19 protein-coding genes, 1 pseudogene and 1 riboswitch are annotated in these 22,523 nt (G+C 72.3%); of the genes and pseudogenes, 11 read left to right on the forward strand and 9 right to left on the reverse strand.

Annotated elements, in window-relative coordinates:
* Positions 1-250 precede the first annotated feature (250 nt).
* Positions 251-1,000 (forward strand): 7-cyano-7-deazaguanine synthase QueC, encoded by a 750-nt coding sequence (queC, locus tag O0235_RS05415; RefSeq protein WP_270057519.1) that lies wholly within the window; start codon positions 251-253, stop codon positions 998-1,000.
* Positions 1,000-1,710 (forward strand): 7-carboxy-7-deazaguanine synthase QueE, encoded by a 711-nt coding sequence (locus O0235_RS05420; protein ID WP_270057520.1) that lies wholly within the window; start codon positions 1,000-1,002, stop codon positions 1,708-1,710. The genes queC and O0235_RS05420 overlap by 1 nt, the downstream gene beginning before the upstream one ends.
* On the opposite strand, the gene O0235_RS05425 is transcribed toward O0235_RS05420, so the two are convergent.
* From O0235_RS05425 to O0235_RS05435, 3 genes are all read right to left on the reverse strand, one after another.
* Positions 1,707-2,726 carry a cytochrome c oxidase assembly protein gene (locus tag O0235_RS05425; protein WP_270057521.1) on the reverse strand — a complete coding sequence of 340 codons (1,020 nt, stop codon included), beginning with the start codon at positions 2,724-2,726 and terminating at the stop codon, positions 1,707-1,709. The genes O0235_RS05420 and O0235_RS05425 overlap by 4 nt on opposite strands.
* A gap of 892 nt (positions 2,727-3,618) precedes the next feature.
* Positions 3,619-4,584, reverse strand: a complete 966-nt coding sequence (locus tag O0235_RS05430; RefSeq protein ID WP_270057522.1) for a hypothetical protein — start codon at positions 4,582-4,584, stop codon at positions 3,619-3,621.
* A gap of 82 nt (positions 4,585-4,666) precedes the next feature.
* The gene (locus O0235_RS05435) at positions 4,667-5,029 is read right to left on the reverse strand and encodes a CZB domain-containing protein (protein WP_270057523.1); all 363 of its coding nucleotides are present in this window, start codon (positions 5,027-5,029) and stop codon (positions 4,667-4,669) included.
* A 131-nt stretch (positions 5,030-5,160) separates the two neighbouring features.
* On the opposite strand from O0235_RS05435, the gene O0235_RS05440 reads away from it, so the two are divergent.
* From O0235_RS05440 to O0235_RS05470, 7 genes are all read left to right on the forward strand, one after another.
* Entirely contained in the window at positions 5,161-5,664 is a 504-nt protein-coding gene (locus tag O0235_RS05440; protein ID WP_270057524.1) for a YeeE/YedE family protein, read from the forward strand.
* A gap of 9 nt (positions 5,665-5,673) precedes the next feature.
* The gene (locus O0235_RS05445; protein ID WP_270057525.1) at positions 5,674-6,123 is read left to right on the forward strand and encodes a DUF6691 family protein; all 450 of its coding nucleotides are present in this window, start codon (positions 5,674-5,676) and stop codon (positions 6,121-6,123) included.
* Positions 6,124-6,292: 169 nt separating this feature from the next.
* Positions 6,293-7,246: an LLM class F420-dependent oxidoreductase gene (locus O0235_RS05450; protein ID WP_270057526.1), complete on the forward strand. Its 954-nt coding sequence runs from the start codon at positions 6,293-6,295 to the stop codon at positions 7,244-7,246.
* A 181-nt stretch (positions 7,247-7,427) separates the two neighbouring features.
* Entirely contained in the window at positions 7,428-7,811 is a 384-nt protein-coding gene (locus O0235_RS05455; RefSeq protein WP_270057527.1) for a hypothetical protein, read from the forward strand.
* Between the two features lie 184 nt (positions 7,812-7,995).
* Positions 7,996-9,237: a hypothetical protein gene (locus O0235_RS05460; protein WP_270057528.1), complete on the forward strand. Its 1,242-nt coding sequence runs from the start codon at positions 7,996-7,998 to the stop codon at positions 9,235-9,237.
* Between the two features lie 169 nt (positions 9,238-9,406).
* Positions 9,407-11,155 carry an ABC transporter ATP-binding protein gene (locus O0235_RS05465; protein WP_270057529.1) on the forward strand — a complete coding sequence of 583 codons (1,749 nt, stop codon included), beginning with the start codon at positions 9,407-9,409 and terminating at the stop codon, positions 11,153-11,155.
* A complete protein-coding gene (locus tag O0235_RS05470) occupies positions 11,152-12,924 on the forward strand; it encodes an ABC transporter ATP-binding protein (RefSeq protein ID WP_270057530.1) in 1,773 nt (590 codons plus the stop codon). The genes O0235_RS05465 and O0235_RS05470 overlap by 4 nt, the downstream gene beginning before the upstream one ends.
* A gap of 13 nt (positions 12,925-12,937) precedes the next feature.
* Here O0235_RS05470 and O0235_RS05475 read toward each other — a convergent pair whose 3' ends face one another.
* From O0235_RS05475 to O0235_RS05485, 3 genes are read right to left on the reverse strand one after another with little or no spacing between them, the layout of a single operon-like run.
* Complete coding sequence (locus O0235_RS05475; RefSeq protein ID WP_270057531.1) at positions 12,938-14,647, reverse strand: cytochrome c biogenesis ResB family protein; 1,710 nt, start codon at positions 14,645-14,647, stop codon at positions 12,938-12,940.
* Positions 14,644-15,288, reverse strand: a complete 645-nt coding sequence (locus O0235_RS05480; RefSeq protein ID WP_270057532.1) for a TlpA family protein disulfide reductase — start codon at positions 15,286-15,288, stop codon at positions 14,644-14,646. The genes O0235_RS05475 and O0235_RS05480 overlap by 4 nt, the downstream gene beginning before the upstream one ends.
* 57 nt (positions 15,289-15,345) lie before the next feature.
* Complete coding sequence (locus O0235_RS05485; RefSeq protein ID WP_270057533.1) at positions 15,346-16,206, reverse strand: FxLYD domain-containing protein; 861 nt, start codon at positions 16,204-16,206, stop codon at positions 15,346-15,348.
* Between the two features lie 148 nt (positions 16,207-16,354).
* Here O0235_RS05485 and O0235_RS05490 point away from each other — a divergent pair, with 148 nt between their 5' ends.
* Positions 16,355-18,664: a DEAD/DEAH box helicase gene (locus O0235_RS05490; RefSeq protein WP_270057534.1), complete on the forward strand. Its 2,310-nt coding sequence runs from the start codon at positions 16,355-16,357 to the stop codon at positions 18,662-18,664.
* A gap of 10 nt (positions 18,665-18,674) precedes the next feature.
* Here the strand turns inward: O0235_RS05490 and O0235_RS05495 are convergent, their stop codons facing one another.
* Together O0235_RS05495 and purH are read right to left on the reverse strand one after the other, a co-directional pair.
* Positions 18,675-19,193, reverse strand: a complete 519-nt coding sequence (locus tag O0235_RS05495) for a group I truncated hemoglobin (protein ID WP_270057535.1) — start codon at positions 19,191-19,193, stop codon at positions 18,675-18,677.
* 118 nt (positions 19,194-19,311) lie between these two features.
* Positions 19,312-20,887 (reverse strand): annotated as a pseudogene (gene purH, locus O0235_RS15675) (bifunctional phosphoribosylaminoimidazolecarboxamide formyltransferase/IMP cyclohydrolase).
* Between the two features lie 46 nt (positions 20,888-20,933).
* Positions 20,934-21,015: riboswitch (ZMP/ZTP riboswitch) on the reverse strand.
* Positions 21,016-21,072: 57 nt separating this feature from the next.
* Between purH and O0235_RS05510 the strand changes: the two are divergent.
* Positions 21,073-21,558: an NUDIX domain-containing protein gene (locus O0235_RS05510; protein WP_270058040.1), complete on the forward strand. Its 486-nt coding sequence runs from the start codon at positions 21,073-21,075 to the stop codon at positions 21,556-21,558.
* A gap of 4 nt (positions 21,559-21,562) precedes the next feature.
* On the opposite strand, the gene O0235_RS05515 is transcribed toward O0235_RS05510, so the two are convergent.
* Positions 21,563-22,519 (reverse strand): Acg family FMN-binding oxidoreductase, encoded by a 957-nt coding sequence (locus O0235_RS05515; protein WP_270057537.1) that lies wholly within the window; start codon positions 22,517-22,519, stop codon positions 21,563-21,565.
* Positions 22,520-22,523 lie beyond the last annotated feature (4 nt).

A 22,523-nucleotide genomic window follows, 5' to 3' on the forward strand; every position in this document is an offset into this window, starting at 1 on the left:
CAACCTCTAACCTCTAACCTCCAACCTCTAACCTCCAACCTCTAACCTCCAACCTCTAACCTCCAACCTCTAACCTCCAACCTCCAACCTCCAACCTCTAACCTCCAACCTCTAACCTCCAACCTCTAACCTCCAACCTCCAACCTCCAACCTCCAACCTCTAACCTCTAACCTCTAACCTCTAACCTCCAACCTCCAACCTCCCACCTCCCACCTCCCGGTTCCCGCCTCCCGGTGCTAGGCTCGAGGTATGGGAACCGAGGGTGCCGGGGAACGGCTGGGTGTGGTGCTGCTCTCGGGCGGGCTCGATTCGACGACGGTGGCGGCGCACGCGGTGCGGGAGGGGGTGCGGGTGCGGGCGCTCAGCATCGCCTACGGGCAGCGGCACGCGCGGGAGCTGGCGGCGGCGCGGGCCGTCGCGGCGGCGCTCGGCATCGAGCTCATCGAGGCGGATGCGGCGTTCTACGGGCGGCTGGCGGCGCACTCGGCGCTGACGAGCGCGGACTACGCCGTGCCGGGCGGCCGGCCGGCGGAGGCGATGGCCGCTGAGGTGCCGATCACCTACGTGCCGCTGCGGAATACGTTCTTCGTGACCGTCGCAGCGGCGGCGCTGGAGAGCTGGCTGCTGGACCGGATCGAGCGGGAGGGCGCGGACCCGGCAGGGCTCGAAGGGCGCATCTACGTGGGCGCGAACGCGATCGACTATTCGGGCTACCCGGACTGCCGGCCGGAGTTCTACCGGGCGCTGGAGGAGGTGCTGCGGCTGGGGAGCAAAGCCGGGACCGTCTACGGGGTGCCGATGCGGATCGAAGCGCCGATCATCACGATGTCGAAGGCGGACATCGTGCGGCACGGGCTCGCGCTGGGGGCGCCGCTGGCGTTGACGTGGAGCTGCTACGCGGGGGGCGAGCGGCCCTGCGGGACGTGCGACGCGTGCCGGCTGCGCGCCGCGGGGTTCGAAGCTGCCGGCGTGTCCGACCCGGCGGCCGGGGTCGGCTGATGGAGCGGCTCGTGCTGGCCAAGATGGCCGACGGCGGGCCGGAGATCTTCGCCTCCATCCAGGGCGAAGGGGTCTCGATGGGCCTGCCGAGCACCTTCGTCCGGCTGGCGGTCTGCAACCTGCGCTGCCGGTGGTGCGATACGGCCTACACGTGGGACTGGGCGCGATTCGACCGGGCGGCTTCGATCCTGGCGCTGGAGGCGGGGGAGGTGGCGGAGGCGGTGCGGGCCCTGCCCCCGCGGAACGTGGTCGTCACCGGCGGGGAGCCGCTCTTGCAGCGGCGGCAGCTGGTCCCGCTGGTCGAGACGCTCAGGGCGGAGGGCTACCGGTTCGAGGTCGAGACGAACGGGACAGCCGGGCCGGGGCCGCTGGCGGAGCTCATCGACCAGTTCAACGTTTCGCCGAAGCTGGCGCATTCCGGCAACGAGGGGCTGCGGCGCATCGCGCCGGCGGCGCTCCGGGAGCTGGCGGCGACCGGGCGGGCGTGGTTCAAGTTCGTGGTGGCGGAGCCGGGCGACCTGGCGGAGGTGCGCGGGGTGTGCGCGGCGGCCGGCATCGAACCGGGGCGGGTGGTGCTGATGCCGGAGGGGACCTCAGCGGCGGTGCTGGCGGAGCGGGGCCGGTGGCTGGCGGAGCTTTGCGCGCGCGAAGGCTACCGGTTCAGCACGCGGCTGCACATCCTGCTCTGGGGCGACCGGCGAGGGGTCTAGGGGGCGGCGGCGCGGGCTTTTTCGCGGGCGAGGCGGGCGTCGTTCCGCTTCGCTTCGCGCTCGTCGGCGCGAGCCCACGCGGCAGCGGCGGCGATGACGGCGATGAGGCCGATGGCTTCGCCGAGGAGGAACATGATGGCGCCGCCGATCTGCTGGTCGAGCAGGGGGTCCGGGCCCCAGAGCCGCGGCTGGGCGGCGAGCTGTTCGTACAGCACGCGGGAAGGTTCGTAGAAGAGCGAGCCGAGGAAGGCGTGGATGGGCACGAGCGCGAAGAGGTAGAAGATGCGGACCGGGTGGGGGAGGTTCCAGCGGGTGGGATTGCCGCCGACGACCGGCCACCAGTAGTGGATGCCGGCGAAGAGGAAGAGCGCGTAGCCGCCGAAGTGGAGCCATTCGTTATCGAAGGACCACTCGAAGGCGGGGGTGATGTACCAGAGGACCGGCACAGCGGCGAAGAGGAAGAGGCCGACGATGGGGTTCGTGAACAGTTCGAACGGGCGGCTGTGGGTGACGGGGTAGATCCAGCGCTCGCGCCGGGCCGGGCCGGCGGCGACGAGGAGGAGCGTCATCGGGCCGCCGAGGAGGATGAGCGGCGGCGCGATGGTGATGAGGATGAAGTGCTGGATCATGTGGACGAAGAGGAAGACGCGATCGTAGGCGGCGAGGGGTCCGAAGACCGTGAGGATGACGAGCGCGATGCCGCTCATGAACATGGCCAGCCGCCAGGCGGGGAAGAGGCGGCCGCGGCCGCCGGCGCGCACCTTGAGCCACATGAGCAGGTAGGCCGCGGCTGCGGAGACGAGGAGGTAAACGGGGATCGGCTCGAGGGCGAAGGTGAAGAAAACGTCGGGGAACTCCGGCGGCGGGACGTTGCCGGGGGCGCAGACGAAGACGAAGGCGACGCTCGCAGAGTTGCCGGCGCGCAGCCACCAGGTCAGGAGGACGGCGGCGGCGAAGCCGATGAGCCAGGCGAGGGCGAACTGGCGCGGGGTGACGGCAGCGAGGCGGGCGCGCATGGTTCCAGTGTAGAGGTTGGGGGCGGGAGGTTGGAGGCAGCGGCGCGGCTGGCGCGGCTGGCGCCGCGGGGGATGGCTGGCCGGCTTCGCCGGCGGCGCCGCGGGATGCCGCCGCTCCGCGGCGGCGGTGGGGGCGGGGCGGGAGAAGGGAGTTGGGAGATGGGAGTTGGGAGATGGAAGGCTGGAGGTTGAAAGTTATCCCGGCGCCGACCTCCAGCCCCAGGCGTAGTCGCGGGGCCCCGTCCCCGCGGGGCGCCATGCGCCCAACGGATGTTCCCGGGAGCGGGAGACGGGAACCGGGAGGCGGGAGGGTCGGCTGCGAACGTCCGGGTGGGCCTCGCCGGCCCTCCGCGGGGACGGAGTCCCGCGACTACGGGGTTGGGAGCGCGGAGGCGGGAGACGGGAACCGGGAGGCGGGAGGGTCGGCTGCGAACGTCCGGGTGGGCCTCGCCGGCCCGCCGCGGGGACGGAGCCCCGCGGCTACGGGGGTGGGAGCGCGGAGGCGGGAGACGGGAACCGGGAGGCGGGAGGGTCGGCTGCGAACGTCCGGGTGGGCCTCGCCGGCCCGCCGCGGGGACGGAGCCCCGCGGCTACGGGGGTGGGAGCGCGGGAGCGGGAGACGGGAACCGGGAGGCGGGAGGGTGGGCTGCGGACGTCCGGGTGGGCCTCCCGGCCCGCCGCGGGGACGGAGCCCCGCGGCTACGGGGGTGGGAGCGCGGAGGCGGGAGACGGGAACCGGGAGGCGGGAGGGTGGGCTGCGGACGTCCGGGTGGGCCTCCCGGCCCTCCGCGGGGACGGAGCCCCGCGGCTGCGGGGTGGGATTTGGGAGTTGGGAGTTGGGAGACGGGAGTAGGGAGGGGGTATCAACCTCCAACCTCCAACCTCCAACCTGTCACTGGGCGGTGAGGGTGCGGGGCGGGCCCCAGGGGCCGGGGGCGCTGCCGATGCGCGAGCGGACGCGCCAGGTGTAGGCCCCGGGAGCTGGCGGGGTGAACCGCTGGGCTGGCGCGGCGGAGATGCGGCTGACGATGACGGCGCCGCCGGGGCCGGTGATTTCGAGTTCGTAGCCGGTGGCGCCGGGGCAGGCTGACCAGGCGAGGACGGCTTCTTCGCCGGCGGCGGCCGCCTGGCCTTCGGCGGGCTGCCAGGGCTGGGGCTCGCAGCGCCAGGTCGATTCGCCGGGGAGCGTGCAGGTAAGGTCGGCGTGGGGCATGGCGCCGGCATTCGGGACGAACCACGAGACGATGCCGCTGCTGGCTGCGGCGATGCGGCGCGGTTCGCCGCCAGCCCGGGCGACGACCCAGAGCGCCTTGGCCGCGCCTTCGGCGAGGACGGCGCCTTCGCCATCGGGCGACCAGGTGACCATGGCGAGCGCGGCGCGGCCCGGCCCGGGGGCGAGGAGCGTGCGGCGCGCGCTGCCGTCGGCGGAGGTGAAGATGGCCGCGCCGGCCTCGACATCGATGCGGTCGCCGAGGACGGAATAGAACTGCGGGGCGCCGACCTGGTAGATGCGGGGCGATTCGGCGGGGGCGAGCGCGATGTCGCCGCCGGTATCGGTGCGGACGGCGCGCCAGCCGGTGCGGGCCAGTTCGGGGGTGACGTAGGCGATGGTGCGGGCATCGAGCCAGGTGATGGCGGAGACCCGGCCGCGGGTGGCGGGGCAGGCGCGGCCGGACTGGCCGCCGGCGAGGGGCACCCAGGCGATGCATCCCTCGGCGTCGACGAAGGCGATCGTGCCCGGGTCGGGCGCGGCCGGCCGCGGAGCGCCGGGGGAAGCGGGAGGAGCGCCCGCGCAGGCGAGCAGGAACGGGAGGAGGGCGCAAGCGAGGAGCGAACGCAGCGCCCGCCGGCGTCTCATGCTTCGAGCTTCGCGCGGCGGGCGGCGGGGGGGAGCGGCCGACCGGCCGGGGGATCGGGCGCCGGCCGGCCGCGATCGGAGGTCAGGCGGCCTGGAGCTTCTTCAGGGCGTTGACGAGCGCCGTGGAGACCTTGCTGTAGGGCGAGCCGAGCGCCATGGCGGCCTCGGCCTCGGCCTTCTTGCCGACGAGGGCGAGCGAGAGCACCTGGGCGGCGTGCTCATGGAATTCGGCGTGGAGCTTGCGGACTTCTTCGACGCGGGGGTCGCCGGGCAGTTTCGCCTTCGCTTCGCCGTAGATCCACTTGCCGAGGTCGCAGGCGTTGTCGGTCTTGACGACTTCGGGCCGGAATTCGGATTTGCCGGTGGCGGCGGCATCGCGGAGGCGCTGCTTCCACTGGCCGTGGGCGGCAATCGCTTTGAGGATGACATCCTGGCTCATCGACATGATTCCTCCTTAGCAGTCGCTCAGGTGCGGTGTCCTCCGATCGTTTCGGCCGAAGCGGCGTCGGACTTGAGGGGGAGTGCGCAGGTTCGATGGGGGCTATGCTTGGCGCACGCTGTGTGCTGGAGGGACGTATGCCGCTGATTTTGAACGGTCTGGAGCCGATCCCGTGGTGGCTGGCGGGCGCGGGGATCGCGTTCGTGACGCTGGCGCTGCTGTGGGTCTCGAGCAACCGGCTCGGGGTTTCGACGGGGTTCGAGAACGTGTGCTCGCTGGTGGTGCGCGCGCCGTATTTCGGCCGTGATGCGATCCGGGGGTCGAACGGCTGGCGGCTGCCGCTGCTGGGCGGGCTGGTGCTCGGCGGGTTCCTCTCGGCGGTGCTGGGCGGCGGCTGGGAACCGACGTGGGCGCTGGGGATGTTCGACACGGCGATCGGCTGGGGGCCGGCGGGGAAGGTGGCGTGGATGTTCGTCGGCGGGCTGCTGATCGGGTTCGGGACGCGGCTGGCGGGCGGCTGCACGAGCGGCCACGGGATTTTCGGGCTTTCGAACCTGGAGCTGCCGAGCCTCGTTTCGACGGTGAGCTTCATGGCTGCGGGCGCGGTGACGACGAACCTGATCTACCGGGTCATCGTGTAGGGGGCGGAGATGATGACGCTGTTTTATGTCGCATTGGGGACGCTGTTCGGCTTCATCCTGAGCCGCTCGGGGGCGGCGGACTACAACTACATCCAGGGGATGTTCCTGTTCGAGGAGTTCCAGCTGTACGGCATCATCGGGACGGCGGTGGCGCTGACGGCGCCGGGCATCTGGCTGCTGAAGCGGTACGGGAAGACGCTGACGGGGAAGCCGCTGGTGGTGGAGCGGAAGGCGGGGCACCGTGGGAACGTGTACGGCGGCATCCTGTTCGGCGTCGGGTGGTCGATCACGGGGATGTGCCCGGGGCCGGTGCTGGTGAACGTGGGCGAAGGGAAGCTGTATGCGCTGGCGGCGCTCGCCGGGGTGCTGGCGGGGGCAGCGCTGTTCGGCTGCTCGTACCGGGTGCTGACGCGGCCGTTCCGGCTGCCGCCGCTGGCGGTGGGGACGGGGGAGGGGTGAGGGCGTCCGGCCGGAATGGCTCACTCCGGTGATCGATAGCAAGGTTGTTGCTATCGGCGGCGGCGAGGTGAAAGGTTGGGGCCAGAACCTTTCGGGCTCGCGGGGTTGGCGGGCGCGGCTGCGCCGGCGCGGGTAGCATCCGGGAAAACGGCGCCATGGGGGTTCGGCGATGGAGATCGGGCTGATGGTGGAGGGCCAGAACGGCCTGACGTGGGAGCGGTGGCTCCACATCCTGCAGCTGGCGGAGCGGCTCGGCTTCCCGACGGTGTTCCGGTCGGACCACTACTTCATCGGGCCGCAGCAGGATTGGCTGGAGGCGTACCTTTCGTTCGCGGTCGCCGCGCGGGAGACGTCGCGCATCCGGTTCGGGCCGCTGGTGTCGCCGGTGACGTTTCGGACGCCGGTCGACGTGGCGCGGATGGCGGCGCAGATCGACCTGCTGAGCGGCGGGCGGTTCGTGATGGGGCTCGGCGCGGGCTGGAACGAAGCGGAGCACCGGGCGTACGGCATTCCCTTCCCGCCCATCGCGGAGCGGTTCGCGCGCCTGGAGGAGGCGATCCGGCTGATGAAGGCGGCCTGGAGCGAGGGGCCGGCGGATTTCGCGGGCCGCTTCTACCGGCTGGAGGGAGCGAACCTGCTGCCGAAGCCGGCGCCGGGGCGGCCGCCGATCCTCATCGGCGGGACGGGCGAGAAGAAGACGCTCCGCCTGGCGGCGCGCTACGCCGATGAGTGGAACGCGGTGAACGTCTCGCCGGAGGTGTACGCGCAGAAGGCGGCGGTGCTCGAACGGCACTGCGAGGCGGAGGGCCGCGACCCGGCGACGATCCGGCGGTCGATGATGACCTTCGCGGTGATCGGGCCGGACGAGCGAACGCTGGACCGCGCGACGGAGCGGATGATGGCGATGTGGGGTGCGCGGCCGGGGACGACGCCGGCAGAGTACCGGGCGGGCCTGCGGGCGCGGGGGATGATCACCGGCGGGAAGGAGGAGGTGCTGGAGGCGCTGGGGCGGTACGCGGCGCTCGGGCTGCAGGAGGTGCAGTTCCAGCACTTCCTGTTCGATGACGACACGGTGCCGGAGTTCCTCGCGGCGGAGATCGCGCCGGCGGCGAAGGGCCTGTAACCGGCGGTTCACGGGCGTTCACCGGGCGGCGGGCCGCGGGCCGTTTTGCGCGCGCTTGGCGGGCGGTTTACCCGGCGTTTGCGATGCCGCGGGGGTGTCTCCGGGGCTCCACCGGCGTGTTACCGAACCGGTTTTCGGGGGCCTGTTGGGGCGGGGCCGGGGTGCCGTCTTCGACAATACGATGCGCTACCTCCAGCCCGTTCCCCGCGCCGACGAAGAAGCCCCGGGCGGCAGCCCGGTGACCGTCGTGTCACAGGAGCGGCGGCGGGTGCTGTACATCGAGGGGGACGCCTCGCTGGACGTCATCGTGGCGGCGCTGGAGGCGTGGGGGCTGCGGGTGCGGGCGGAGCGGGAGCGCCAGCGGGCGAGCGGCGACAGCCCTGCGGGGCCGGGCGAAGCGCGGCGGGACGGTGAGGGGATGCCGGCATGGGTGACGCGGCGGCCGGCGCTGCCGCGGGTGAGCCGGCTGGAAAACATCCTTTCACCGCTGTGGTTCCCGGCGCGGCGGCCGGTGGCCGGCAACGAGCCGGTCGCGGCGTTCAGCTGGTTCGGCCGCGCGGCGTAGGGCTGCCCCCGGGGAGGTTTCGATTCCCGGGGCATTTTTCACCCCTGATGTATTGACACGCGGAGCTGCGGGGAAAAAATAGGCGATATTCGCCGGCGCGCTTTGCGCGGATTGCGGGGGCTCGACCGGGGCGACGCATTCGCGACATGCGGCGCGGGAGCCGGCGGGCGGAAAGGAGCGGAAGATGGCGCGTTCAGCGAGTTGGCGCTGGGTCATCGCGGGGGCGGCGGTCCTTGCGGCAGCAGCGGCAGCGACGGCGTTCGCTGCCCTCCGCGGCGGCGATGGGGAGCCGCGGAAGCTTGCGGATGAGTTCCCCTACGCGCAGGAGGCTGCGGCGACCGCGGGCGGCATCACGCTGCGGTTGACGTCGGCGGATTTCAGCGGGACGGCGACGCTGGTCCGGCTGGAGGCGGAGGCGAGCGGTCTCGCTGAGGGGGGCCGGGCGCCGGCCGCGCTGGTGATTGCGCGGGGCGGCGTGCGGGGGGATTTTGCCGCCCTCACGGCCTCGGCCGGCGGGGCGCTGACCGGCGGCAAGGCGGCGCCGCTGACCTTGCGGCTCTCTCCCGTGACGGATGCCCGCGAACGGGTGCTCGAGGTCGCGCAGGTGGACCTGTACGCGGCCGACGGGACGGCGTGGAGCGTGACGGGGCCGTGGCGGCTGACGGTGCGGCCGCCGGGCGACATCGACCGGCTGCTGCCGGTGGAGCCCCTGGAGGCGGCAGCCGTGCGGGGCCCGGCGGGGGTGCAGGTGCAGGTCGTGTCCGCGGCGCGGTCGACCACGGAGGTCGAGGTCGTCGTGGCCTTCAGCGGGGGCGCGGTGCCGCTGGACGTGCCGGTGCTTCGGCGGCCGGATGGGACGGCCTTCCCGGGCGCGGCGCTCGAGCGGCTCGGCGATGGGCCGTTCCGGTTCATCTTCCCGCCGGTCGATGGCCCGGTGACGCTGGTGTTCGGGCACATGGCGCTGCCGGCGCCGGCTGGCGCCCCGGCGCACGAGACGGCGGTCGATCTCGGCGCGGTCATCGCGGCGAACGGCCTCGCGGGGCGGCCGGGCGAATCGGCAGTCATCGGCCCGGCGGCCGTCCGGGCGGTGCGGGGCGCGTTCGTGCCGCTCCGGCTGTGGTTCGACCTCGGACCCGGCGGGAAGACGCGCGCACAGCTGGAGCTGAGCGGCGCGGCCGAACCTGCGCCCGGCGAGCCGGGGCCGGTCGGCTGGGTGGCGCTGCCGGGCGGCAAGCTCCTGCCGGTGAACGCCTGGGGCGTCGGCTACCAGCGCGACGGCACGGGCGCGGTCGTCGGGGCGGTGACGACCCTGGCGATCGACGTCGACGACGTTTCGGAGCTGATGGGCACGGTGGCGGTCAGCCTTGGCGCGCCCGCGGAGACCGCGGCGGGGCCGTGGGAGGTGGAGCTCGGCCCGGCGGACTGAGCGCAGGGCCGGGCCGGGGAAGGCGGCCTTTCCCGCCGGGTGGCGGCTTTCGATTAACGGCGGTTAACTATCGAGGGCGCCGGGGCGTTGCCATCGATACCGACGATAGCCTTTGCGGCGCCTGCGGGCGCCGCCGTGTTCCGCTCCGGCGCTCACCCCGGGAGGCACCGTGACCGAGGAAGCCTTAGATCTGCGCGCGGGCAGGGACCTGGTCCTGCGTCACCTGCGCGCGCGCTGGCCGATGCTCGCGCTGGCCTTCAGCGCCGGGCTGAGCTGGGGGCTGCTCCGGCTGGTCGAACCGTACCTCGTCGGGCTGGCCATCGACCATGCCATCGTCGACCGCGACCTCCGGAGGCTGACACAGTACGTGCTCGCCTTCCTCGGGGTGGCCGCGGTGCTCGCGGTATGCGCGGGGACGCGGCGGTACTGGGCGATGCGGACGAGCTACCGCATCGAGACCGACCTGCGGCTCGAGCTGTACGACCGGGTGAACCGGCTGTCGTTCGACTACCACGACCGGACGGCGACGGGCCAGCTGATGTCGCGCGGGAGCGCGGACCTGCGGGAGATCCAGGCGTTCCTCGTGAACATCCCGATCAACTCGGCGTACCTGCTGATGGCGGCCGGGGCGTTCGTGCTGCTGGTGATGACGAGCCTTTCGCTGGCGGTGCTGGCGATGGCGGTCTTCCCGGTGGTGACGTGGCTGAGCGTGCGCTTCTTCAACCGGCTGGAGCCGGGGACGGAACGGGTGCAGCAGGATCTTGCGGATGTGGCGAGCGTGACGGAGGAGACGATTGCGGGGGCGCGGCTCGTGCGGGCGTTCGGCCGGGAGGAGCACGAAGTCGGGCGGATGCGGGCGGCGGCGGACCGGGTGCGGCGGGACGCGATGGAGGTGGTGCGGCTGCGGACGGTGTACGGGCCGCTCTTCTTACTGCTGCCGGGGCTGGGGCAGCTGGTGGTGCTGGCGTACGGCGGCTGGCTGGTCGTCGAAGGGCGGATGACGCTCGGCGCGCTGGTGGCTGCGCTCCAGTACCTCGGGATGCTCGCGTGGCCGGTGCAGAGCCTCGGCGAAATGATCGCCTCGGGGCAGCGGGCGATCGTCTCGGCGGCGCGGGTGTGGAACGTGCTGAAGGAGGAGCCGAGCGTGAAGGAGCGGCCCCACGCGCGGCCGCTGCCGCCGGGGAACGGGCACATCGTCTTCGACCGGGTGACGTTCGGCTACCGCGAAGGGCTGCCGGTGCTGCGGGAGTTTTCGCTCGAGATCCCGGCGGGGCGGTCGGTGGCGCTGGTGGGGGCGACGGGCAGCGGGAAGTCGACGGTGGCGCGCCTGCTGCCGCGGTTCTACGACGTGGACGAGGGGCGGATCCTGCTGGACGGGGCGGACATCCGGACGCTGCGGCTTCGGGATTTGCGGCGGAGCATCGGCATCGTCTTCGAAGACACGTTCCTCTTCAGCGATACGGTGCGGAACAACATCGCCTACGGGCGGCTGGAAGCGACGGACGAGCAGATCGAGCGGGCGGCGAAGCTGGCGCATGCGCACGAGTTCATCGCGGGGCTGGAGGCCGGCTACGACACGGTGGTGGGCGAGCAAGGGTTCTCGCTCTCGGGCGGGCAGCGGCAGCGGCTGGCGATCGCGCGGGCGATCCTGATGGAGCCGCGGGTGCTGATCCTCGATGACGCGACCTCGAGCGTGGACGCGCGAATGGAGGAGGAGATCCGGAATGCGCTGAAAGAGGTGATGGCGGGGCGGACGACGCTCATCATCTCGCACCGGCTTTCGACGATTTCGCTGGCGGACCAGGTGGTGCTGGTGGACGGCGGGCAGGTGGCAGCGACGGGAACGCACGAGGAGCTGCTGCGGACGAGCCGGCGCTACCGCGAAGTGCTCGGGCAGCTGGAGGCGATGGCCTCGTGAGCGCGGAGGAGCGGCCGACGCCGCGGGTGAACGGGCTGGCGGGGGCGCTGCGGATGCTGGCGCCGCGCTGGCCGATGCTGGCGCTGGCGACGGTCACGATCATCGCCTTCACGGGCGCGAGCCTGGCGCGGCCGCTGGCGATCCAGCGGGCGCTGGACGAGGGCGTGGCGAAGGGCGACCGGGCGGCGCTGTTCGGCGCGTGCGCGGCGTTCCTCGGGCTGCTGCTCGCCGTCTACGTCTTCCAGGGTTTGAGCACGTACCTCGTGAACCGGGTCGGGCAGGATTTCCTCTTCGACCTGCGGATGCGGCTGTTCGAGCACTACCAGCGGATGTCGCTGGCGTTCTTCGGGCGGGAGAACGCGGGCCGGCTGGTGGCGCGGATGACGAGCGACGTGACCACGGTGAACGACGTGCTGAACAACGGGTTCCTCGTGGTGGTGCAGTCGACGCTGACGCTGCTGGGGGCCTCGATCATCCTGCTGACGATGAGCGTGCGGCTCTCGCTGGCGGTGGCGCTGATTCTGCCGCCGCTCATCGTGGCGACGGCGGTTTTCCGGGTGTATTCGGACCGGGCGTACCACCGGGTGCGGGAGCGGATCGCGGACGTGATGGTCCACATGCAGGAGACGTTCTCGGGGCTGCGGGTGGTGCAGGCGTTCGCGCGGGAGCAGAAGAACCGGGAGCGGTTCGGCGAGATCAACGAGCGGAACTTCGAGGCGAACGTGTACACGGTGAAGCTGTCGTCGCTCTACTTCCCGTTCGTCGAGTTCCTGCGGGGCGCGGCGATCGGGCTGATCCTGTACTTCGGCGGGCGGCAGGTGGCAGGCGATGCGGTGACGGTGGGCACCGTGGCGGCGTTCGTGTTCTACCTCGAATTCATCTTCCAGCCGATCCAGAACCTCTCGCAGGTGTTCGACATGGTGCAGAGCGCGAACGCGGCGCTGGGGAAGATTTTCGGGGTGCTGGCGGTGGAGCCGGACGTGCCGGAGCCGGAGCGGCCCGCGCGGGTGGAGCCGCCGCTGGAGGGCCGGATCGAGCTGGAGGGGGTGACGTTCGGGTACGACCCGGCGCGGCCGGTGCTGCGCGACATCGACCTCCGCATCGAACCGGGGCAGCACGTGGTGCTCGTGGGGCCGACGGGCGCGGGGAAATCGACGCTGGCGAAGCTGATCACGCGGATGTACGACCCGACGGCGGGGACGGTGCGCATCGGCGGGCACGACCTGCGGACGCTGCGCGCGGCGGACCTGCGGCGGACGGTGACGATGGTGCCGCAGGAGGGGTTCCTGTTCACGGGGTCGATCCGCGAAAACATCCTCTTCGGGCGGCCGGGGGCGACGGACGAGGAGGTGCGGGCGGCCTGCGAGCGGCTCGGCATCGACAGCTTCATCCGGTCGCTGCCGAACGGGTACGAAACGCTGGTGAGCTTCCGGGGGTCGCGGCTGAGCGCTGGCGAGAAGCAGCTGGTGTCGATCGCGCGGGCGTTCCTCGCCGACCCGCCGGTGCTGGTCCTGGACGAGGCGACGTCGAGCCTCGACCCGCAGACGGAGGAGCAGGTGGAGCGGGCGCTGCGGGCGCTTTTGGAGGGGCGGACGAGCGTGGTGATCGCGCACCGGCTGAGCACGGCGGAGCACGCGGACCGGATCCTGGTGGTGGACGGCGGGCGGGTGGTGGAGGACGGCGCGCACGCGGAGCTGCTGCGGCGGGGCGGCTACTACACGGCGCTCTACCGCCAGTGGGTGGCGGGGCGGGCGGCGCGCAGCGCCTGAGCGGGGACGGGATTCAGCGGTCCGGGTCGGTGTCGCCCGGCTGGAGGGCGTCGCGAGCGCCGAGGTCGCGGCCCATGAAGCGGAGTTCGCGCGAGAAGCGGGTCGTCTTCTCGGCGATGCCGGCCATGTAGGTGCGGGAAGGGGTGACCTTCACCCAGAGCCGGCGGCGGGGGACGTAGAAGGTGATGCTGAGGCCGATCATCGCCATGGCGACGGCGATCCAGATGAAGGTGTGGCCGGGGTCGCGGCGGACGCTGACGCCGGAGGCCTCGACGCGGCCCTGGAAGAGGTAGGTGTAGCCGGCGGCGGTGGTGACGGCCTGCCCTTGCTGGAGGACGACGTTGCGCTGGTCGATGCCGGCGACCATGAGGTAGGGGCGGCCGTCGCCGCCGAGCGGCATCTGGACGACGGCGCCCTCCGGGCCGGCGGCGCCGGGCATATCGAGCACGGTCGTGGCGGGGATGGTGGCGGCGCCTTCGAAGCGGATGCGGTAGGGGCCGGCGTCGCGCTCCTCGCCGGGGCGGAGGAGGATGGGGTCGAAGTCCGGGCTGGTGATGGTGACGAGCATCTGGCCGTTGCGGAACTGCCAGGCGACGGCGTAGTTGACGAGTTCGTCGGAGCCGGGCGCTTTCGGGAAGACGAGGAGGGAGAGGGCGGTGTCGTCTGCGCGGTCGGCGGGGTCGATGCCGGGGTCAGTCGCCATCTGAGGGAGCTGCTGGGCGAAGAGGATGCGCCCGGAGGCATCGACGACGCGGAAGACTGGGATGACGGCGCTGCGGCCTTCGAAATCAAGGATGTCGTCGAAGATGACCTGGCCGCTGGGGGCCGTGATGCGGAGGCGGGCGATGTCATCGAACCAGGCCGCCTGGTGGACCTTGTAGCCGAAGGCGTGGCAGGGGTGGTTGACGGTGGTCTTGCAGCGGATGGTTTCGTCGCCGCGGCGGACTTCGATGATGGAGTGGTAGTCGATGATGTTGCCGTCGTCATCGAGGCCGCGGTTGGCGTCGATCATGCGGATGAAGAGCTGGTTGGGGCCGGCTTCGGCGAAGACGGGCGCGGGCGGCGTGGATTCGGCGATGACCATGGTGCGGTCGAAGCCGGCGAAGACGGTGAGGAGGCCGCCGAGGAGGATCATGAGGAGGGCGAGGTGGGAGAGGAAGGTGCCGTACTGGCTCCAGGGGTAGCGGTCGGCGAAGAGGTAGACGGCGCCGGGCTCTTCGCGGACGCGCTGGACCGTGTAGCGGCGCTGGCGGAGGAGGCGTTCGACGGCATCGGCGCCGCCGGGGTGGGAGAAGCTGGCGCGGTGGTGGGCGCGTTCGAAATAGGCGTCGGGGACGCGCTTCGGCGGCTGACGGACGGCGCGGATGGTGGGGCGGAGGCGGGAGACGGTGCAGACGGTGACGGCGACGATGATGAGGAACCAGAGGCCGTTGAACCAGGCGGTATGGAAGACCTGGAAGAAGCCGAGGGCGTCGAAGATGCCGGTGAAGGGGCCGTAGGTTTCGCGCTGGAGTTCGAGCCAGGCGGATTTGGCGGCGGGATTGCCGATCATCGGCGCCGGCATCTGCGGAAGGACCGTGCCGATGAGGCCGGCGACGCCGGCGAGCCCGACGAGGAGGAGGGCGAACTTGACGTTGGTGAGGAGCTGCCAGGCCCAGCGGAGGGGGTCGAGGCCGCCCGGCTGAAGGGTGGAGGCGGAAGCGGCGCGGGGGCTGGCGCTCACGGCAGCTGGGCCTCCAGTTCGCTGAGCTGGTCCCAGGTGATGCGGCCGAGGTAGATGCGCTGGATGACGCCCTGGGGGTCGACGAGGACCGTCATGGGGAGGCCGCCGACGCCGGTGCGGTAGGCCTGGGAAACGGCGCCGCTGGTGTCGAGGAGGATGGGGTAGGTGACGCCGAACTGCGCGGTGAACTGGCGGGCGGTGGCGGCGTCCTCCTGCTGGTTGACGCCGATGACGGCGATGCCGCGGTCGAGGTTGCGGGAGTGGAACTCCTGGAGGTCGGGGGTCTCGGCGCGGCAGGGGCCGCACCAGGAGGCCCAGAAGTTGAGGAGGACCCAGCTGCCGCGGAACTCATCGAGGGAGCGGGGGCCGCCGTCGAGGGCGGCGAGGCGGAAGTTGGGCGCGGCGCGGCCTTCGCGGGCGGCCGGCGGCTGGCCGGTGGGGTTGAGGTCATCGGGGAGGGCGATGACGCCGAGGCCGCCGGCGGAGCGGGCGGTCCCGGCGGAGGGGTCATCGCGGAACTCGAACCACCAGAGGGCGAAGCCGACGACGGCGATGACGAGGGCAGCGAGCCCGAGGGTGGAGGCGGGCCCGGAGTATTCGCGGCGACGCTGCGGGCGTTCGTCGGGGAGCTGGTCAGTCATGGGGCGGTCCGGCGGTACGAGCGTACCACCGGACCGGGTTGGGCGGGGGAAAGGGGGCTAGCGGCTGGCTGTGGTCCAAATGAGGAGGTTGTTGGTCTCGAGGCCGGCCGGAGCGTTGAAGAAGATCGCTTCAAAGGTTCCCTGCTGACCCGGCGCCAGGGTGCTCGGCTCGAGGTAGTCGGTCTCAATCCGAATGACGTACCCGGCGGAATCGACGTAAGCCGCAATGACGCGCGTGAACTGGTAGGTCGCGCTCGAATCGTTTCGCACCGTTCCGACAACGCGCAGCGCTATTGAGGAGCTGCGGTAGATGTTCGTGACCGTGGGTGTGAGGCCCGTGATGGGCGGTCGGGATGAAACGCTGTAGGTGCCGAGCACGGCCTCCACGCTCGCGACGCCGGGCGGAGGATTGAGCAGGAGCGTCCAGAATGGCGAGCTGCCACCCGCCGGGATGATGCTGACGTCGGCGTAGGTAGTGTCGGTCGCAAGTAGCTGGCCGCTCGCGTTGTAAAAACGGACATTGATGCGCACTAACTCGACCGGGGTGGAAAGGCCGTTGACGACGATGCCCATGACGTAAATCGTCCCGGTCGTGTTGACGTACCAGTTGACGCCCTGGAGGCGGAGGCCGGAGGGGGCGGGCGTCGGGGTGGCGGTCGGGGGACGCGGGGTCGGGGTGGGCTGGGCGGCGGTGGGGGTGGCGGTCGGGGGACGCGGCGTGGGCGTGGCAGTGGGCGCGAACGGCGTCGGGGTGGCCGGGGGCGGCGGGGGCGCGCCTTCGTCGCGGGCGACCATCGGCACGACGGCGCGGGGCGAGAACACCTGGCTGCCCGCATCGCGCGGGGCGCTGGCGAGGGCGGCGGCGAGGCCGGCGAAGAGGAGCCCGGCGAGGGCGAGGAGATAGCGGGGGCGCGGCATGGTCCGCTCCTGTGCGAGGGATTGGCGCCGAAGTTTCGCGCGCGGGGGCGTCACCTGTTGACGCATGGCCGGGGGAGCCGGGGCAGCATCTTGCGCCGCGGCCGGCTGGCCGCCAGAATGCGAACATCTGTGCGATGGAGGGCGCCCGATGGCGAAGCCGCCGCCGAGCTACCCGGTTCCCGCCGTCCGCCCGGTGCCGCCGGCGCTCGTCGCCGGGCGGCTGGTGACGGAGCTGCGGCAGAAGGAGACGGAGACGTGGGTCCGGCGGCTGGAGGAGGAGCCGGCGCGATTCGGCGCCTGGCCGGCGGGGCTGGACCCGCGGCTCATCGAGGTGCTCGCGCGGCGGGGCATCCGCCAGCCGTACACCCACCAGGCGCAGGCGATCGCCGCCGCGATGGCGGGCCGCAACGTGGTGGTCGTGACCCCGACGGCGAGCGGCAAGACGCTCTGCTACAACGCGCCGGTGCTGGACCGGGTGCTGAAGGACCGCTCAGCGCGGGCGCTCTACCTGTTCCCGACGAAGGCGCTGGCGCAGGACCAGCTGGACGAGCTGCACGGGCTGATCGGCGACCTCGGGGCGGAGATCGGCACGTTCACCTACGACGGGGATACGCCGGCGGATGCGCGGCGGGCGGTGCGGCAGGCGGGGCACATCGTGCTGACGAACCCCGACATGCTGCACACGGCGATCCTGCCGCACCACACGAAGTGGGTGCAGCTGTTCGAGAGCCTCGAATTCGTGGTCATCGATGAGCTGCACAGCTACCGGGGGGTGTTCGGCAGCCATGTGGCGAACGTCATCCGGCGGCTGCGGCGCATCTGCCAGTTCTACGGGAGCGACCCGGCGTTCATCCTCTGCTCGGCGACGATTGCGAACCCGGGCGAGCTGGCGGAGCGCCTCATCGGCGACGCGGTGGAGGTGGTGGACGAGAGCGGGGCGCCGCGGGGCGAGCGGATCGTCGTGGTGCACAACCCGCCGGTGGTGAACCGGGAGCTGGGCATCCGGCAGTCATCGCTGAAGTCAGCGCGGGATATCGCGGCGGAGCTCATCCGCTCCGGGGTGCAGACGATCGTGTTCGCGCCGAGCCGGGTGCGGGTCGAGCTCCTGCTGACGTACCTGCGGGAGGCGCTGCGGGAGAAGCCGGGCGGCCCGGAGCGGGTGGCAGGCTACCGGGGCGGCTACCTGCCGAACGAGCGGCGGGCGATCGAGCGGGGCCTGCGGGAGGGGACGGTGCGCGGGGTGGTGGCGACGAACGCGCTGGAGCTGGGGATCGACATCGGCGGGCTGGGGGCGAGCGTGGTGACCGGCTACCCGGGTTCGCTGGCGAGCCTCTGGCAGCAGTTCGGCCGGGCCGGCCGGGCGCGGGAGAGTTCGCTGGCGGTGCTGGTCGCGTCATCGAACCCGCTCGACCAGTACGTGGCGCAGCACCCGGAGTTCATCTTCGAGCAGGGCGTCGAAGGCGCGGCGATCGACCCGGACAACCCGTACATCCTCGCGAGCCATCTGAAGTGCGCGGCCTTCGAACTGCCGTTCGCGAACGGCGAGCCGTTCGGCGCGCACGGCGAGGTGATGCTCGACATCCTCGCTGAGGAGGGCGTGCTGCAGCTGGCGAACGGCCGCTACTACTGGATGTCGGAGGCGTACCCGGCGGAGGAGGTGAGCCTCCGGACGGCGAGCACGGACAACTTCGTGATCATCGAGCAGGGGCCGAAGCCGCGCGTCATCGGCGAGTGCGACCGGCCGACCGCGCCGCTGCTCATCCACGAGGACGCGATCTACCTGCACCGCGGGCAGCAGTACCAGGTGGAGCACCTCGACTGGGACGACAAGAAGGCGTACGTGCAGGCAGTCTCGGTGGATTACTACACGGATGCGCAGCTGGCGGTGGACCTGAAGGTGCTGGAGCGGGAGCGGGAGGCGCCGGCGGGCGGCGGCAGCGCGTGGGAGCTGGGCGAAGCGGCGATCACGTTCCTGGCGACCATCTTCAAGAAGGTGAAGCTGCACACGCACGAGAACGTGGGCTGGGGGCAGATCGCCATCCCGGAAGAGACGATGCACACGGCGGCGGCGTGGCTGGCGCTGGGGGAGGGCGCCGCGGCGGGCCTCCGGCGGGACGAGCTGGCGCTCGGGCTGGAGGGGCTGGCGCACGTGCTGCGGAACCTCGCGCCGGTGTTCTGCCTGTGCGACCCGCGCGACCTCGGGGCGGATGCGCAGGTGCGCTCGCCTTCGACGGGCGCGCCGACGGTGTACCTCTACGACATGGTGCCGGGCGGCATCGGGCTGGCAGAGCGGGTGTTCGAGGCGCGGGAGCGGCTGCTGCGCGCGTGCCTGGAGACCGTCCGGGGGTGCCGGTGCGAGGGCGGCTGTCCTTCCTGCGTGGGGCCGCAGGCGGAGCGGGGGAGCCCGGCGAAGCGCGCCGCGCTGGCGCTGCTGGAGCGCCTCGCCGGGGGCGCCTGAGGGGGTTCGGTCAGGCGGTAACGATGTCCTTCTCCATCGGGCCGAGGAGGCCGAGGAGCTCCATCTTCTCCTGCTCGGGCACCTTGAACTGGTCCAGCGCTTTCACGAGGTCCTCGACGAGGGCGTCGAAGTCGGCCTTGGTGATCATCAGGCCGGCGTGGGCGGTCTTCATGTCGCGGCCGGTGTATTTTTCGGGGCCGCCGGTCGCCTCGCCGATCTGGTTGACGAGGTGCATCTTGAGCGTGGGGATATCGGTATTGGCGAAGAACTTGTTGATTCGGGCGTCCGCGGCGACGTTGGCCACGAAGGCGTCGACGACGGCGGTGATGGCGGGTTTGCCGCCGAGCCGGTCGTAGAGCTTCGCCTGGCCGGGCCGGGTGGGCACGGGTGTCGGCATGGATTTCCTGTCATCGTCGCTGCAGCCGACGACGAGGAAGGCGCCGCCGAAGACGGCGACGGCCCCGGCGGAGCGGAGGAAGGCGCGGCGGGACTGGCCGCCGCGGATGATGAGGGAGCGGGAATCGGACATGGGCTGCGTCTCCTGTGCGGAAGCTGTTCAGGAGTACGCGGGCGGGGCCGGGGGTGTTGACGGCGCGGCGGCGCGGGCTGGCAGCAGCTTTACCGCACGTTTCCGCGGCCCCCGGGGCTCAGTGGCGGAAGTGGCGGACGCCGGTGAAGACCATGGCGACGCCGTACTGGTTGCAGCAATCGATGCCGTCCTGGTCGCGGAGGGCGCCGCCGGGGTGGGCGATGGCGGCGATGCCGGCCTGGCAGGCTTTTTCGATGCTGTCGTTCCAGGCGAAGGGGAAGAAGGCGTCGCTGGCGAGGACGGCGCCGCGGACCTCCTCGCCGGCCTTCTCCATGGCGATTTCGACGCTCTTGACGCGGTTCGGCTGGCCGCTGCCCATGCCGAGGAGGCGGCCGTCCTTCGCGATGACGATGGCGTTGCTCTTGACGTGCTTGACGATGCGCCAGGCGAAGCGGAGGTCCTCGAGCTGCTGCGGGGTGGGCTGGCGTTCGGTGACGACGCGGAAGTCGATGCGGTCGGCGGGGAGGTCGTCCGGGTCCTGGAGGAGCCAGCCGCCGCCGACCTGGCGGAGCGCGATGCCGCCGGGTGCGAGGGGCCGGGCTTCGAGGATGCGGAGGTCTTTGGACTTGCCCTTGAGCGTTGCGAGCCCTTCGGGGGTGTAGCCGGGGGCGATGACGATTTCGTAGAACATGCGGGTTTCGCCGTCGTTCGGGCTGCGGAATTCGCGGATTTCGCGGGCGAGGGCCTCATCTACCGGGCGGTTGAAGGCGACGATGCCGCCGAAGGCGCTGGTGGCATCGGCGCGGACGGCGAGGCGGTAGGCTTCGCAGAGGTCGTCGCGGGTGGCGGCGCCGCAGGGGTTGGTGTGTTTGACGATGACGCAGGCGGGGGTGGGGATATCGTTGACGCAGTTCCAGTGCGGCGTCGGCATCGAGGTAGTTGTTGTAGGACATCTCTTTGCCGTGGTGCTGGACGGCGGTGGCGATGCCGCCGCGGCCGTGGCCAGCGAGCGAGCGGTCGAGGTAGAAGGCGGCGCGCTGGTGGGGGTTTTCGCCGTAGCGGAGGGGCTGAGCGAGTTCGAGCGGGACGGTGAAGCGGGGCGGGAACTCGCCGGGGCGCTGCTGGCTCCAGAGCCACTCGGCGACGGCGCTGTCGTAGGCGGCGACGTGGGCGAAGGCCTTCCACGCGAGTTCGCGGCGGAGGTCCGGCCCGGCGCCGCCGGCGCGCAGCGCTTCGAGGACGCGGGCGTAATCGGCGGGGTCGACGACCGGGAGGACGGCCTCGTGGTTCTTGGCGGCGGCGCGGAGGAGCGTGGGGCCGCCGATGTCGATGTTCTCGATGGCCTCGGCGAAGGGGACGCCGCCGGGCCGGGTGACGGTCGCGTAGAAGGGGTAGAGGTTGCAGGCGACGAGGTCGATGGGGCCGATGCCGTGAGCCTCGAGCGCCGCCATGTGGGCGGGGAGGTCGCGCCGGGCGAGGATGCCGGCGTGGACGGCGGGGTGGAGGGTTTTCACGCGGCCGTCGAGCATTTCGGGGAAGCCGGTGAGGTCTTCGACCTTGCGGACGGGGAGGCCGGCGGCCTGGAGGGCGGCGAAGGTGCCGCCGGTGGAGACGAGCTCCCAGCCGAGGTCGGCGAGGCCGCGGGCGAAGGCTTCGATGCCGGTCTTGTCGTAGACGCCGAGGAGGGCGCGCATGGGGCAGGGCTCCTGGGGAGGGTTGGTTGCGGCGGGTGCGGTGAGGCCCGCCGGCCCAGTGCGAGCGGCCATGCGCGAGGCCGGGCTTCCCCGCGGTGCTCCGCGTGACGCCAGTCGCCCGGCAGCTTCGAGTGTAGCAGCGGGGGCGGTTCGCCGCAGGGGCGGGAGGGCGTAGGCTGGTGGCCATGTGGCAGCGGCTGCGGACGCGCGCGGAGGCTCTCGCCCGCCGGGGGATGTGGGAAGGGGAGCGGCTGCGCTGGCGGCTCTTCCACCCGGTGACGATCGGGGCGCGGGTCGTGCTCGTGCGGGAGGGGCAGGTGCTGCTGGTGCGGCACAGCTACCGGGCGGGGTGGTTTCTGCCGGGCGGGGGCGTCGACAAAGGGGAGACGCTGGAGGAGGCGGCCCGGCGGGAGGCGCGGGAGGAGGCGGGGGCCATCCTGGAGGAGGCGCGGCTGCTCGGGGTGTACGCCGACTTCTCGGAGGCGAAGGAGGACTACATCGCCGTGTTCGGGAGCGAGCAGTTCGCCTGGGAGCCGCCGGCGGCGAACGGGGAGATCGCGGAGGCGCGGTGGTTCGCCTGCGGCGGGCTGCCGGCGGACATCGACCCGGGCTGCGCGCGCCGGGTCGGGGAGTGGCTGGCGGGCGGGGGCCCGCACGCCGGGCGCTGGTAGGCGCTCAGGCCGGGACGAAGTCGGCGAAATCGGCGACGGGGCGGCGCCGGCGGCGGGGCGGGTCCTCGACGGGGAGGCCGAGGCGCAGGCAGACCTGCGGCCAGCGGCCGGGGCTGAAGGCGGCGGCGACCCGCTCGCGGAGGCCGGGCAGCTGGAGCGGCTGCTGGAGGTAGCCGGCCTGCACGCCGTCGAGCGCGGCGCGGAGGAGGACGCGCTGGAGCGCCTGGCCGGCGCGGAGCCAGTCGCGCGGTTCGTCGCCGGGTGTCGCGAGGAGCAGCACGGCCGGGGCATGGAGGATGTACACCTCATCGCGGGAGGCGGAGGTGCCGCCGAAGTCGAAGTGGTCGACGAGGAAGCGGAGGGCGCGGCCGCCGAGGCGGGAGGCGGGGAGGCCGTCGTTCGAACGGCCGGGATGGATCCAGCGGGCGACCTCGTGCCGCCAGGCCGGGTCGTGGTGCTGGAGGCGGTCGGCCTCGGCGCAGAGGTCGGCGAGCAGCTGACGCGCGGCGCGGCCGTCGACCGGGAGGAGTTCGGCGCCCTCGGCGGCGGCCTCGGCGGCGAGGGCGGGGAGGAGGCCGGGGGGCAGGGGGGCGGCGCGGAGCGCGCGGCGGGTGGTCCAGCGCTGTTCGATGGCGGGCGCGAGGGCCGCGAGGGCGGCATCGGCCGGGCCCTCGGCGAGGACGGCGCGGGCGAGCAGGCCGCCGCGGGCGGGGTCGGGGAGCAGGGCGACCTGCTCTTCGCAGCCGGCGGCAGCCCCGGCGGCGCGCAGGTTGAGGAGGGCGCAGCCGCAGGCGATCGTGCGTTCGCGGCCGCCGGGGTCGGCGACGGGCAGGGCGCGGGCCGGGTCGTCGAACAGCTCGATGGCAGCGGGCGTGACGCGGAACCGCCACGGCTGCGTGTTGAGCGGCGAGGGGGCGAGCGCGGCCAGCCGCAGCCAGTGGTCGACCTGCACGATGGTCATGCGG

This window comes from Tepidiforma flava (genome assembly GCF_027594505.1).
GTDB lineage: Bacteria > Chloroflexota > Dehalococcoidia > Tepidiformales > Tepidiformaceae > Tepidiforma > Tepidiforma flava.